The following is a 12,612-nucleotide window of genomic DNA, read 5'->3' on the forward strand; positions in this document are numbered from 1 at the left end:
CGCACGGGCTGCCGCACGTGCATCAGGCGCAAATGTCGCGGCGCAGGCTGAGCGCGCCCTCGCCATAGAGGTAATCGGGCTCGAACCGGCCGAATTCCTCGAGCCGTGCCCGGTCGCCGATATCGACGCGGCCACCGCGCATTTCGGCGATCCCGGCATCGCGCAGCTCGCCCATCGCGCGGTTGACGTGAACAGTGCTCGCACCGGACAGCTCGGCCAGCGCCGCTTGGGTCAGCGGCGTGGCAAATCCGCGCGCGTCGCCCAAACCGACCATTTCGAGCCGCCGCCAGATTTCGGCAAAGATATGCGCGATCCGCCGCGCGGTGGTGAGCTGTTCCAGCTTCATCACCCATTCGCGGTGCATCGCTGCATCGAGCAGCGTGGAAAACCAGAACAGCCGGGCCAGGTGGGGATGCTCCCTCATCACGAAGGCGATCCGCTCGTGCGGCACCAAGCCCAGCGTCACCGTGCCGATCGTGTCGATGTTGTGATCCAGCCGGCGCAGCGCGAAGCAGTGCAGGTCGACGAAATCGCCGGGAACGTGAAAACTCACGCCGTAGCGCTGCAACGGCCCATCGAGCGTGCGCAGCACGAAGCCGTCGATCAGCATGGTGGATTTGTTGTAGACCTTGCCCTTTTCGAGAATGCGGGTCGGGCGGGTGAGGGTAACAGTCTCTTCGACCAGACTTTCGAGCAGCGCCTTTTCGTCCGCCGACATGTCGTGACGCAGGCGGCCCATCAGGAACCGCCCGGTCCGGGGATAGGCGGCGAGCTCGGCTGCGATGTCGTTGGACTGCATAGGCTCACCCCCTTGGTCTTTTCGCACACGCACGTGGCATCAGCTTGCAACACGCGCACCACCCTGCGCAAGTGCGATGACGGATGGTGGATGCATAATCAAGGCGTCAAGCGTCGTGCCTGATACGGCCCGCTCCACGCAGGTTCCCAAGCCAAAATTGGTCAGTAAGTAATTGCACTAAAGGAACAAAAAATACGCTCCCCGCTTGCTTGAATCATGGAACACGCCCCTGCACGCCCACAGCGCATTCTGGTTGTCGAGGATCACCTGATCCTCGCGATGCAGACCGCAAGCGTCCTGACCAGCATGGGCTGTCATGTGGTCGGCCCGATCACGTCGCTTAGCGATGCGATCGCCGTCGTCGGGCTGCACCCGGTCGATGCCGCCGTGCTCGATTTCGATATCGGGGGCGAACCGGTGATCCCGCTCGCGCGGTTGCTGGATGAAAGCGGCACGCCTTACATCATCTGCACCGGCACGCCCGACCAAGCGCGCGGGGCGCTCGGCCTGCCGCCGGAACGCATCATGGAAAAGCCGGTCTTCCGCCCCCGTCTCGAAGAGCGTCTCCGCACGCTGCTCGACTCCTGAAGCTTTATTCGAGCGGTCGGCCCGCATCGAGGATATCAGCCTCGCTCCCGCTGGCCTGCGCCCGCTCCTCGGCGACCTTGCGGGCGATATGGCTGTCGGCGCTGGTGTCGATGTGCTCGCCGGACGTGCGCGGTTTCGCCTTAGCCTTCAAGCTGGCGGTGGCCTCTCCGCTATCCGGCTCTTGGCTGCCCGGCGCGATCGTGAGCGGTGTCGCACCATCGAAGCGCAGCCGGTAAATCGGTTCCGGCAGACCGAAGCCCTCGGCTTCGAGCACCTGCATGGTCGCCGCGATCGCGCTGGTGCGCGCCTTCTGGAAAGCGGTCTGCGTCTGGTCGATCCATGCCAGGAACCGGATCACGATATTGGAATCGCCGACCTCCTCGATGAACGCGGTGGCCGCCGGGTCCTCCAGCACGAAGGGCAATTCGTTGAGCCGCGCGAGGCCGGTGGCGATGGCGGCGGCGGGGTCATCCTCGGCATCGACCCCGAGCACGAAGGAAAAGCGCCGCTGCGGGTTGGTCGTGTAGTTGAGAATCTCCGACTTGAACACGGTGGCATTGGGCACCCGCAGATGGTTGCCGTCGAGTGTCATCAGGATCGTGGCGCGCGAGGTAAGCCGGATGACGTGCCCCTCGAATTCGCCGATCACGACATGGTCATTGGCGCGAAAGGGCTGCCGGATCGAAAGCATGATGCTGGACACGTAATTGTCGACCGTGTCGCGGATCGCAAAGCCGACGGCGAGGCCGATCACCCCGGCGCTGCCGAGGAAAGCCCCGAGCAAGGCGGTCGCCTCGAGCAGGTCGAGCGCAAGGATCAGCCCGATGATGACGAACACCACGCGCACCCCGGTCGCGACCAGTTCGGCGAGGAAGGCATTGGGCGTGATCGCGCGCCACAGGCCCGTGAACCGCGCCAGAAGGCCGCCGAGAATCCAGAACCCCGCCACCAGCGCAAATGCCAGACCCAACAGGGGCAGGCTGGCGCTGATGGTGTCGAACCGGTCGGACAACTGTGTGGTAAGCGGGTCGATCTTGCCCGCGACGGCGAGATCGCGCTCCAGTCCGTTCTGAACCGTGACCACCCCGGCGACCCGCGCGGCGATACGTTCGGCGCGGTCGATATCGGCATTAGTCGCCACTGTCCCGCTGAGCGTGACTACGCCCGATCTGACTTCGACCACGATGCCCGCAAGCGGTTCGATTTCAGCAAAGATGCCATTGAGCCGCTCGGCAATGGCGGAATCGGTGGGGGCGGGATCGGCGGCGTCGATCACCGGTTCGGGATCGGCAGCGGCCTCTTCGGAGGTGCTTTCCGGGATGAGCTGGGCGGTCGCGGGTGCAGGGGCGAGGCTGGCTGCGATCAGCAACGCAAGCGCGGCGAGAGCGTGCAAGCCGCCTGTATGAGACGCGGCGATCCTGCGGCCATGGCGGGCAGGCAGACGGAACGGGAGCATTGGCATATTGCAAGAGGCCAACCTGCCCGCGCGCCGAATGTTCCGACTGTGCCGGGCTTCCTGGGCGATTGGCCTCATTCAGTCGCCGACGAAGTCGCCCGGCGTGCCTTCGTGCGGGGCTTCGTAGGTTGCCCAGTTGGCGCCCGTCGGCGGCGCATCGGGCGTACCGGCAGGGCCGTGCAACTCGTCGGGCTCGCCGGTTCGCAAGCGGTGCAGGTGAACCTTCGCGATCATGTTCGCGCTGATCGGCGCAGTGACGAACAGGAACACCGAGACGAGGATCTCGTGCGTGGTCCACACCCCTTCGGCCAGCTGGAACCACGCCACCGATGCCACCAGCATCGCGCCCAGCCCCAGCGTGGTCGCCTTGGTCGGGCCGTGCAGCCGCTCCATCAGCGAAGGCAGGCGCACCATCCCCCAGCTGCCGATCAGCGCAAAGCTGGCCCCCAGCACGATCAGCGCGCTCACCAGCAGTTCGACGAGGAAGGGGGCGTCGCTCATTCGATGATGTCCCCCCGCAGCAGGAACTTGGCGTAGGACACCGTGCCCACAAAACCCACCATCGCCAGCAGCAGCGCGGCCTCGAACGTGGTGCCGCTGCCGCGCGCTATACCGCCGAGCACGATCAGTCCGATGACGTTGATCACCATCGTATCGAGCGCGAGGATGCGGTCGGCCACGCCCGGCCCCTTGAACAGGCGCCACAGGTTCATCGCCAGCGCGACGCCGAGCGCCGCGAGGCCGAAGGCGAGTGCTCCGGCGATCATGCGTAGATCTCCTTGAGCCGGGCCTCGTAACGTGCCTTGATTTTGGCGACCTCCGCCGCCGGATCGGGCGCGTGGAGCGCATGGACGAGCAGATATTTCCCGCAGGCCGAAACATCCGCCGAGACCGTCCCCGGCGTCAGGCTGATGGTTCCGGCGAACACGGTGATCGCCTCGGGCGTGTCGAGTTCGAGCGGGATCGTCAGCCAGGCGGGGCAGAGCTTGCGGTTGGGCTTGAACAGGATGATCGCGGCGACCTCGAAATTGGCGATGACGATGTCCCACACCACGAGGCCGCAATAGGCGAGGCCGGGGAGGAAGCGCACGTGCGGGCGGCCCGGCCACCAGGGCGCGGTGAAGATCGGCACCACGATGCCGAACACCAGCGCCAGAAACAGCGTGCCGAAGCTGACGTCGTTGACCATCACCACCCACATCGCGATCAGCAGGGCGGAAAGGCCGGGGTGGGGGAACAGGCGGCTCATGGCGCGGCCTCCGTCAGCACGGCGGCTGCGCTCTGCGCCGGGTCGAGCACCTGCGCGGCGGCGGCATCGGCATAGGCGCTCGCCCAGCCGGCCCCGGCGGCGAGCGCGGCGAGCAGCGCGAGCGCCAGCACAGGTGCGGCGAGATCGGCGCGGCGGATCGCGGGGGCAGGGGGCGTCTCGCAATCCGCGCGCACCTTCCAGAACACCGTGCTCCCGACCCGCGCAAAGCCCACCACGCCGAAGAAGGTCGTCACCAGAATGACGCTCCACGCCCAGCCCCAGTCGGGCAGGGCCGCGACCGAGCGCAGGATCAGGAGCTTGCCGATGAAGCCCGACAGCGGCGGCAGGCCGCAGGTGGCGATGGCCGCGATCATGAACATGAGGCCGACCCCGCTGCGATCGGCAAAGGCCGGGCCGGGGCTGGCGCTATCGCCAAAGGCCCCGCGCCGCCGTGCCGCGACATCTGCCACCAGAAACAGCGCCGCCGCCGCGAGTGTCGAGTGGGCGAGGTAATAGAGGCCCGCGCCAAGGCTCGCCGCGCTCCAGCTTGCCACCGCGATCAGCAGCGTCCCCGCCGATCCCACCACTGCGTAGGCCGCCTGTTCGGACAGGCTGCGCGCCACGAACACTCCGGCAAATCCGACGCAGGCGCTCAGCATCGCGGCCGGGAGCAGCCACGGCGCACCCGCCCAGGCCGCGGCCCCGGCGCTTTCGCCGAACACCTGCGGCACCACCCGGATAATCGAATAGACCCCGACCTTGGTCATGATCGCGAACAGTGCCGCCACCGCCGGCGTGGCGACCGCGTAGGTGCGCGGCAGCCACAGGTGCAGCGGCACCACTGCAGCCTTGAGCGCGAAGACGCTCACCAGCAGCAGCGCGGCGACGCGCAGCATCCCCTGATCTTCCGCGGCCACCTCGGCCACGCGCAGGCCCATGTCGGCCATGTTGAGCGTGCCGGTCAGCGCATAGAGCATCCCCAGCGCGATCAGGAACACCGACGAGCCGACGAGGTTGACCACCACATACTGCACTCCGGCCTTGAGCCGCGCCGCGCCCTGTCCGTGGAGCATCAAGCCGTAGGAGGCGATCAGCAGCACCTCGAAGAACACGAAGAGGTTGAACAGGTCGCCGGTCAGGAAGGCACCGTTGAGGCCCATCAGCTGGAACTGGAACAGCGGGTGGAAATGCCAGCCCTTGCGATCCGCGCGGGTAATCACCGCATGGGCCAACGCTATCAGGCCGAGGCACGACGTGAGCACCAGCATCATCGCCGCCAGCCGGTCTGCCACCAGCACGATCCCGAAGGGTGCGGGCCACGCGCCAACCGCATAGGCGAGTGTCGTCCCGCCCGAAACCTGCGCCATCACCGCCAGCGCGGTGACCAGCAGGGCGAGGCAGGAGGCAAAGCCGATCGCTACCCCCAGCTTCCACCGCCGCCGCATCAGCAACAGCGCAGCGGGCGCGGCGAGCGCCGGGATCGCGACGGGAAGGATGATCAGATGATCGGCGAAGGTCACGGCTGCGTGCCCTCCCCATCCGGCGCGAGCGCATCGCTCTTGCCCGCCATCCCGTCCTGCGGATCGCAGGGCACGGCGTCGCCATCGACATGATCGCTGCCGCTTTCGAGGAAACCGCGCAAGGCGAGGATGACGACGAAGGCGGTCATGCCGAAGGTGATCACGATCGCGGTCAGCACCAGCGCCTGTGGCAGGGGGTCGGCATAGTCGCTGACGGCCTTGTCCCAGATCGGCGGGCGGCCGATCACCAGCCTCCCGTTGGCGAACAGGAACAGATTTACCGCGTAGGAGATCAGCGTCAGCCCCAGCACCACCTGAAAGGTGCGCGCCCGCAAGGCGAGGTAGACGCCCGCCGCGACCAGCACGCCGATGGCGCTTGCAACGAGGAATTCGTAGCTGATCATGCGCGGCCCTCACCCGATTGAGCGGCGCGGGCGGCGCGCTGGGAGATATGGCTCAGCTGCGCCAGCGCCAGCATCACCGCGCCCAGCACGGTCAGGAAAACGCCCGTATCGAACAGCATTGCGCTCGCCAGCTCGAACTTGCCGATCAGCGGCAGGCTGAAATAGTCGAACCAGCTGGTAAGGAAGGGCGATCCCAGCGCCATCGCGCCGAGGCCCGTTGCCATCGCCACCAGCACGCCCCAGCCGATCAGCTGATGCTCGCCGAAGGGCAGGCGCTCGTCCGACCAGTCGAACCCGGCGGCGAGATACTGGACGAGGAAGGCCACCGCCACCACCAGCGCCGCGATGAATCCGCCGCCCGGCTGGTTGTGTCCGCGCAGGAACAGGAAGATCGCCACGGTCAGGGTGAGCGGCAGGATGATGCGGCTGGCCATCACCAGCATGATCGGATGCCGCTCGGGCGAGAGCGGCATATCCGTGCGCCACGCCCTCAAGCGCGCGCCCGCCGCGCCGGTCGCTGCACTGTCGAGCAGTGCGAAGATGCCCAGCCCGGCGATCCCCAGCACGATGATCTCGCCCAGCGTATCGAAGGCGCGGAAATCGACGAGCGTGACGTTGACGACATTGGTGCCCCCGCCACCCGATTTGGCATTGGCGAGATGGAAGGCCGAAATGCTCGCCCCCGGATCGCGGGTCAGCATCGCCCAGGCGACCCCGCCGATCAGCACGCCGCACACGATCGCCAGCGCGCCGTCGCGCCACTTGCGCGAGGGGGCGGACAGGTAGGGCGGGCTCTTGGGCAAGAGGTGCAGCGCCAGCAGCAGCAGCAGGATCGTCACCACCTCGACCGAAATCTGCGTCAGCGCCAGATCGGGGGCGGAGAACTGCACGAAGGCGAGGCTGATGACGAGCCCGATCACGCTGATGTAGATCAGCACGCGCAGGCGGTTGCGCGAATCGTTCACCACCGCCGCCGTCGCCGCGATCAGCAGCACCCAGGCGACAATCGCGGGGGGCGAGGCGGGGATGAGGGCGCGGGCGCCGGTCAGCGCGCCGCCCGCCTGCGAGCCGTCCACGATCAGGAAGGCGATCACCGCAAAGCTCGCCAGCAGCATCCGTTGCAGCGAGGGCGTGTGGGTGGCGACGATGGCCTTGCGCACCCAGCTATCGGCAAAGGCGAAGGTCGCCTTGAACATGCGCTTGGCATCGGGGAGGGGCGCGCGCTCCCACAGGGCGAGCAGCGCGCGGTGCTGCCAGAACAGCAGCGCGCCGCCGGCGACCGCGATCAGGCTGAGGATCAGCGCAAGGTTTACCCCGTGCCACAGCGCCAGATCGAACTCGGGCACGCCCGCGCCGGTCACCACCCCCGTCACCGCGCCCACCAGCGGCGCGGCGAGGAGCATCGGGATCAGCCCCAACAGCACCGCCAGCAGGGTCAGCAGGGCCGGTGCCACCCACATGCCGATGCCGGGATCATGCGCGCGCGCATGGGGCTCGGCCTCGCGCGGCTGTCCGAAGAACAAATGCCCGGCGAGCCGCAGCGAATAGCCGACCGAGAAGGTCGCGCCCACCGTCGCCAGCACCGGCAGCAGCCAGGGCAGGCCCAGCAGCGCGAGCTTGGGGGTTTGGTAGAGCATCAGCTCTTTCGAGATGAAGCCGCCCAGTGGCGGCAGGCCCGCCATCGAGGCGGCGGCCAGCGTCGCCACGGCGGCGGTAATCGGCATCGCTTTCGCCAGCCCGCCCAACCGGCGGATGTCGCGCGTGCCGGTTTCGTGCTCGACGATCCCGGCGCTCATGAACAGCGCGGCCTTGAAGGCGGCGTGGTTGAGGATGTGCAGCACCGCCGCCAGCGCCGCCGCTTCGAGGCTGAAGCCCAGCAGCATCACCAGCATCCCCAGCTGCGAGATGGTGGAATAGGCCAGGATGCTCTTCAGATCGTGCCGGAACAGCGCGACGAGGGCGCCGAAGATCATCGTCACGAGACCGACCGTGGTGACGGTCAGCGTATAGGCCTCCGTCCCCGCCAGCACCGGCCATAGGCGGGCGAGCAGAAACACGCCCGCCTTCACCATTGTCGCCGAGTGGAGATAGGCGCTCACCGGGGTCGGCGCGGCCATCGCGTGCGGCAGCCAGAAGTGGAACGGGAACTGCGCAGACTTTGTGAAGCAGCCCAAGAGGATCAGCGTCAGGATCGCAGGGTAGAGCGGCGAGGCTTGCACCATGTCGCCGCGCATCAGGATCGTGGCGAGGTCGAAGCTACCCGCCGCCAGCCCCAGCAGCACCATGCCCCCGATCAGCGCGAGGCCCCCGCCGCCCGTCACCGCCAGCGCCATGCGCGCGCCCTGTCGTGCTTCCGCCTTGTGCTGCCAGAAGCCGATCAGGAGGAACGAGGCGAGGCTGGTCATCTCCCAGAACACCAGCAGGAGCAGCACATTGCCCGCGATCACGATGCCGAGCATCGCGCCCTGGAACAGCATCAGGCTGGCAAAGAACCGCCCCGTCGCCTCACCGGCGTAGAGGTAGAAATGCCCGAAAATCACGACCAGCAGCCCGATGCCGAGGATCAGGCCGGCGAACATCAGCCCGAGCGGATCGACCATCAGCGTGAGGTCGAGGCCGAGCGCAGGCACCCATTGCCAGCTTGCCGCGGGCACCGCACCGCCGATCACGGGCGCGGCGAGGCTTGCCAGCAGGATCAGCCCCGCGGCACTTGCACCCGCCGCAATCCCCGAATGGACCGCGCGCGATGCTTCGTGCAGCACCGCAATCGCCAGCGCCGCGGCGAAGGGGAGCGTCACCAGCGTCAGGAGCGTCAAGGCGTAAGCCATTGGCGGTTCGATTGCGTCCTTCGAGGGTAGGTCTAACGGGCGGAAAGGGCGCGCCCGGCACCCGGATGGGGCATAGACGAGCGATTGACATTCTTACAACCCCGACCGCCCCGCCGGGGTTCCCCGCGCCTGAACAAAGCCGTCAGTCGCCCTCGAACTCCATCAGCGCATTGACCGTGATGCCCGCGCCGCGCAGCCGCTTCGCGCCGCCGAGGTCGGGCAGGTCGATCACGAACAGCGCATCGCTGACCACTGCCCCGGCCTTGCGCAGCAGCGCAGCCGAGGCGAGCGCGGTGCCCCCGGTGGCGATCAGATCATCGACCATCACGACCGTCTGCCCCGGCTCGATCGCGCCCGGGTCCATCTCCAGCCGGTCGGTGCCATATTCGAGCGCATAGTCGATGCCAATGGTGTCGATCGGCAGCTTTCCGGGCTTCCTCACCGGCACGAAGCCGATCCCGAGCTGCACCGCCACCGCCGCGCCGAAGATGAACCCGCGCGCTTCCATCCCTGCGATCTTCTGCGCCCTGGCGGCCTCGGCGAGGGCGGCGAGGTGGTGCACGCTCGCGGCCATGCCCTGATGATGGCCGATCAGCGTGGTGATGTCGCGGAACTGGATCCCCGGCTGCGGGAAGTCCGGCACGGTGCGCACCAGCGCCTTCAGCTCTTCGGGAGAAAGATGTGGCGGTGTCATGTTGGCGAGCCCCTTTCGTCGCCCTCAAAGCAGAGCGCCCCGCCATCCGCAAGGGATGACGGGGCGCTGCTGTGCCTCAAGTCTGGTGGGCCTCAGCCCTTCTTCGGTTTGATCCCCGCCCAGATTTGCTTGTAGCTCAGGAAGGCCAGCACCGTGGCGAAGAGCAGGAAGCCGATCACGAACCAACCGGTCTGCTTGCGCTGGATCAGCGAAGGTTCGGCGGTCCAGGTCATGAACGCCGCCACATCGGCTGCCATCTGCGGGATGGTCGCATTGGTGCCATCTGCATAGGTCACCTGACCATCCACCGCGAGCGGCGGGGGCATGGCGATGTTCACGTTCGGGAAGTGCTTGTTGAAATAGAGACCCGGAGGCGTTTCGAAGCCGACCTTCGCCGCCTTTTCCGGATCGGGCTCGCCATAGCCGGTCAGCAGGTCATAGACGTAGTTCGAACCGTCGTGACGCGCCTTGGTCATCAGCGAGAGATCGGGCGGAATGGCGTTGTTGTTGGCCGCTGCCGCCGCAATGGCGTTGGGGTAGGGCGAGGGGAAGTAATCGGTCGGCTCGCCCGGACGGGTGGTCGTTTCGCCGGTGGCGGGGTCGATGCCCGGAACGGTCCAGCTGGCGGCTTCGGCGTCAACCTCGGCCTCGGTGTAGCCGAGTTCCTTGAGGTTGCGGAAGGCGACGAACTTCATGCTGTGGCAGGCCGAGCAGACCTCCTTGTACACCTGATAGCCGCGCTGCAGCTGGGCGTAGTCCCACTTGCCGAAGGGGCCATCGAAAGCAAAGCCGCCCTCGGGGCCGTGGCCGTGCTCGTAGAAGGCATAGGACGGCTGCTTTTCCGGCGCCGGGCCGAAGGCGTAGTTGTAGGCACCGGGAAGGAGCGACCACAGCACCAGCACCGCAGTGATGGCGAGGCCGACCAGGATGCCTCCGAGACGAATAGACATGTCCGAACTCTTTCTCGTTATCGGTTCAGATTGCGTGAGACTGCGGGCCGCCGATCACTCGGCGGGCTGCAGCGACCCATCACTGGCGGTGCCGGGCAGGCCATCGACCACACCCTCGGGAGCGATCTTGCCGCCACCAGAAGTGCCGCCGGGCTTGTCCGAGCCGACCACCGCTTCGGTGATCGAGAAGGGCAGGGGCTTGGGCACTTCGATCTGGCTGACGATCGGCAGGATCACCAGGAAGTGGAGGAAGTAGTAGGCCGTCGCGATCTGGCTGATCACCACATAGGGCTCTTCCGCCGGAGCGCCGCCGCAGATGAACAGCGCGATCATGGTCGGGATCAGGCCGAACCAGAAGAACTTGCGGAACAGCGGGCGGTAGTGACCCGAACGCACCGGGCTCTTGTCCAGCCAGGGCAGGAAGAACCACAGCAGGATCGAACCGAACATCGCGATCACGCCCAGCAGCTTGGCCTCGATCAGCACGATGCCGGTGAAGGGGATCGTGAGGTCGCCCGTGAAGGCGCGCAGGATCGCGTAGAACGGCCAGAAGTACCATTCGGGCACGATGTGCGCCGGGGTCGAGAGCGGGTTCGCCTCGATGTAATTGTCCGGGTGCCCGAGGTAGTTGGGCAGGAAGAACACCATCGTGGTGAACAGGATCAGGAACACGCCGAGCCCGAAGCCGTCCTTGGCGGTGTAATAGGGGTGGAACGGCACGGTGTCCGATTCCTGCTTCACTTCCACGCCGGTCGGGTTCGACGAGCCGGGGATGTGCAGCGCCCAGATGTGCAGGATCACGACGCCCGCGATCACGAAGGGCAGCAGGAAGTGCAGGCTGAAGAAGCGGTTCAGTGCGGCGTTGTCCGGCGCGAAGCCGCCGAGGATCCATTGCTGGATCGGCTCGCCCACCAGCGGGATCGCGCTGAACAGGCCGGTGATGACCTGCGCGCCCCAGAAGCTCATCTGGCCCCACGGCAGCACGTAGCCCATGAAGGCGGTCGCCATCATGAGCAGGAAGATCACCACGCCCAGCAGCCAGATCATCTCGCGCGGAGCCTTGTAGGAGGAATAGAAGAACCCGCGGAAGATGTGCAGGTAGATCACGATGAAGAAGAAGCTCGCCCCGTTGGCGTGGGCATAGCGCAGCATCCAACCGTAGTTGACGTTGCGCATGATGTGCTCGACCGTCCCGAACGCGACCTGCGCGTTGGCGGCGTAGTGCATCGCAAGCACGACGCCGGTGATGATCTGGATCATCAGGCAGAAACCGGCCAAGACGCCGAAGTTCCACATGTAGTTGAGGTTGCGCGGAACCGGATAACCGGCCCCCACCGCATTGTAGACGAGCCGCGGGAACGGCAGTTTCTCGTCCAGCCACTTGGTCAAAGCGGTCTGCGGTTCGTATTGCTTGGCCCAGGCGAAACTCATGGCGTTCTCTCGGCTTGATCGAAGTTAAAGGGTCGGTCGATTATCTTTGTCGTCGATATACGGGCGATCAGCCGACACGGACGACCGTATCGGAGGTAAATTCGTAATCGGGAACAACGAGGTTCTTGGGCGCGGGGCCTTTGCGGATGCGCGCTGCGGTGTCGTAGTGCGAACCGTGGCAGGGGCAGAAATAGCCGCCGAATTCGCCGCGGTTCTCGCCTTCGGCGGCGCCCAGCGGCACGCAGCCGAGGTGGGTGCACACGCCCATCGTGATCAGCATGTCCTCGTGACCGGGCTTGGTCCGGTCGGCAAGGGTCTGGGGGTCGCGCAGCGAGCCGACATCGACCGCATTGGCTTCCTGGATTTCTTCGGCAGTGAGGCGGCGGACGAACAGCGGCTGCTTGCGGAAGATCGCCTTGATCGCCTGACCCGGCTGGATGGCGCTGACATCCACGTCGGTGCTGCTCGCGGCGAGCACGTCGGCCGATGCCGACATCTGGCTGATCAGCGGAATAAGCACGGCAGCGCCGCCGACGCCGGCGGTGCCGAGCGCGGCGATGTGGATCCAGTCGCGGCGACGCACGCCGTCTTCGGTGCTGAGTTCGCTTGCGGCGGCCGTGTCAGAAGCCATGTCGTCTTACCCTGCTCGTTTTGCCGCGCCGGAAAATTGCCCGCGCGGCGTGATGTTTCAGT

The 12,612-nt window shown here is 66.5% G+C and carries 13 protein-coding genes; 1 reads left to right on the forward strand and 12 read right to left on the reverse strand.

Going from position 1 to position 12,612, the window contains the following annotated elements; all coding sequences use genetic code 11:
• Positions 1 to 22: 22 nt before the first annotated feature.
• Positions 23 to 799, reverse strand: coding sequence for a Crp/Fnr family transcriptional regulator (locus tag E2E27_RS04195; protein ID WP_141457831.1), 777 nt, complete (start codon positions 797 to 799; stop codon positions 23 to 25).
• Positions 800 to 1,015: 216 nt separating this feature from the next.
• On the opposite strand from E2E27_RS04195, the gene E2E27_RS04200 reads away from it, so the two are divergent.
• Positions 1,016 to 1,387 (forward strand): response regulator, encoded by a 372-nt coding sequence (locus tag E2E27_RS04200; protein ID WP_141457832.1) that lies wholly within the window; start codon positions 1,016 to 1,018, stop codon positions 1,385 to 1,387.
• Between the two features lie 4 nt (positions 1,388 to 1,391).
• Here E2E27_RS04200 and E2E27_RS04205 read toward each other — a convergent pair whose 3' ends face one another.
• The 11 genes from E2E27_RS04205 to petA all read right to left on the reverse strand — a co-directional run bounded on the left by E2E27_RS04205 (position 1,392) and on the right by petA (position 12,550).
• Positions 1,392 to 2,780, reverse strand: coding sequence for a mechanosensitive ion channel domain-containing protein (locus E2E27_RS04205; protein ID WP_234036180.1), 1,389 nt, complete (start codon positions 2,778 to 2,780; stop codon positions 1,392 to 1,394).
• Positions 2,781 to 2,921: 141 nt separating this feature from the next.
• Complete coding sequence (locus E2E27_RS04210) at positions 2,922 to 3,344, reverse strand: Na+/H+ antiporter subunit G (RefSeq protein ID WP_141457834.1); 423 nt, start codon at positions 3,342 to 3,344, stop codon at positions 2,922 to 2,924.
• Positions 3,341 to 3,610 (reverse strand): K+/H+ antiporter subunit F, encoded by a 270-nt coding sequence (locus E2E27_RS04215; protein ID WP_141457835.1) that lies wholly within the window; start codon positions 3,608 to 3,610, stop codon positions 3,341 to 3,343. The genes E2E27_RS04210 and E2E27_RS04215 overlap by 4 nt, the downstream gene beginning before the upstream one ends.
• Positions 3,607 to 4,092 (reverse strand): Na+/H+ antiporter subunit E, encoded by a 486-nt coding sequence (locus E2E27_RS04220; protein WP_141457836.1) that lies wholly within the window; start codon positions 4,090 to 4,092, stop codon positions 3,607 to 3,609. Before E2E27_RS04220 ends, E2E27_RS04215 begins: the two co-directional genes overlap by 4 nt.
• Positions 4,089 to 5,612, reverse strand: a complete 1,524-nt coding sequence (locus E2E27_RS04225; protein ID WP_141457837.1) for a monovalent cation/H+ antiporter subunit D — start codon at positions 5,610 to 5,612, stop codon at positions 4,089 to 4,091. Before E2E27_RS04225 ends, E2E27_RS04220 begins: the two co-directional genes overlap by 4 nt.
• The gene (locus tag E2E27_RS04230) at positions 5,609 to 6,016 is read right to left on the reverse strand and encodes a Na+/H+ antiporter subunit C (RefSeq protein WP_141457838.1); all 408 of its coding nucleotides are present in this window, start codon (positions 6,014 to 6,016) and stop codon (positions 5,609 to 5,611) included. Before E2E27_RS04230 ends, E2E27_RS04225 begins: the two co-directional genes overlap by 4 nt.
• Positions 6,013 to 8,844, reverse strand: a complete 2,832-nt coding sequence (locus E2E27_RS04235) for a monovalent cation/H+ antiporter subunit A (protein ID WP_141457839.1) — start codon at positions 8,842 to 8,844, stop codon at positions 6,013 to 6,015. The genes E2E27_RS04230 and E2E27_RS04235 overlap by 4 nt, the downstream gene beginning before the upstream one ends.
• 142 nt (positions 8,845 to 8,986) lie before the next feature.
• Positions 8,987 to 9,538 carry an adenine phosphoribosyltransferase gene (locus E2E27_RS04240; RefSeq protein ID WP_141457840.1) on the reverse strand — a complete coding sequence of 184 codons (552 nt, stop codon included), beginning with the start codon at positions 9,536 to 9,538 and terminating at the stop codon, positions 8,987 to 8,989.
• A 92-nt stretch (positions 9,539 to 9,630) separates the two neighbouring features.
• Positions 9,631 to 10,488: a cytochrome c1 gene (locus tag E2E27_RS04245; RefSeq protein ID WP_141457841.1), complete on the reverse strand. Its 858-nt coding sequence runs from the start codon at positions 10,486 to 10,488 to the stop codon at positions 9,631 to 9,633.
• Between the two features lie 54 nt (positions 10,489 to 10,542).
• Positions 10,543 to 11,919, reverse strand: a complete 1,377-nt coding sequence (locus E2E27_RS04250) for a cytochrome b (protein WP_141457842.1) — start codon at positions 11,917 to 11,919, stop codon at positions 10,543 to 10,545.
• Positions 11,920 to 11,986: 67 nt separating this feature from the next.
• Positions 11,987 to 12,550, reverse strand: coding sequence for a ubiquinol-cytochrome c reductase iron-sulfur subunit (petA, locus tag E2E27_RS04255; protein WP_141457843.1), 564 nt, complete (start codon positions 12,548 to 12,550; stop codon positions 11,987 to 11,989).
• Between the last annotated feature and the right edge of the window lie 62 nt (positions 12,551 to 12,612).

Origin of the sequence: Porphyrobacter sp. YT40, assembly GCF_006542605.1 — a bacterium.
Taxonomy (GTDB): domain Bacteria; phylum Pseudomonadota; class Alphaproteobacteria; order Sphingomonadales; family Sphingomonadaceae; genus Erythrobacter.

Bases quoted from the DNA above. Each gene is read 5' to 3' on its own strand.
- E2E27_RS04195 (WP_141457831.1), bottom strand. From the start codon at position 799: ATGCAGTCCAACGACATCGCAGCCGAGCTCGCCGCCTATCCCCGGACC.
- E2E27_RS04200 (WP_141457832.1), top strand. From the start codon at position 1,016: ATGGAACACGCCCCTGCACGCCCACAGCGCATTCTGGTTGTCGAGGAT.
- E2E27_RS04210 (WP_141457834.1), bottom strand. From the start codon at position 3,344: ATGAGCGACGCCCCCTTCCTCGTCGAACTGCTGGTGAGCGCGCTGATC.
- E2E27_RS04215 (WP_141457835.1), bottom strand. From the start codon at position 3,610: ATGATCGCCGGAGCACTCGCCTTCGGCCTCGCGGCGCTCGGCGTCGCG.
- E2E27_RS04220 (WP_141457836.1), bottom strand. From the start codon at position 4,092: ATGAGCCGCCTGTTCCCCCACCCCGGCCTTTCCGCCCTGCTGATCGCG.
- E2E27_RS04230 (WP_141457838.1), bottom strand. From the start codon at position 6,016: ATGATCAGCTACGAATTCCTCGTTGCAAGCGCCATCGGCGTGCTGGTC.
- E2E27_RS04235 (WP_141457839.1), bottom strand. From the start codon at position 8,844: ATGGCTTACGCCTTGACGCTCCTGACGCTGGTGACGCTCCCCTTCGCC.
- E2E27_RS04240 (WP_141457840.1), bottom strand. From the start codon at position 9,538: ATGACACCGCCACATCTTTCTCCCGAAGAGCTGAAGGCGCTGGTGCGC.
- E2E27_RS04245 (WP_141457841.1), bottom strand. From the start codon at position 10,488: ATGTCTATTCGTCTCGGAGGCATCCTGGTCGGCCTCGCCATCACTGCG.
- E2E27_RS04250 (WP_141457842.1), bottom strand. From the start codon at position 11,919: ATGAGTTTCGCCTGGGCCAAGCAATACGAACCGCAGACCGCTTTGACC.
- petA (WP_141457843.1), bottom strand. From the start codon at position 12,550: ATGGCTTCTGACACGGCCGCCGCAAGCGAACTCAGCACCGAAGACGGC.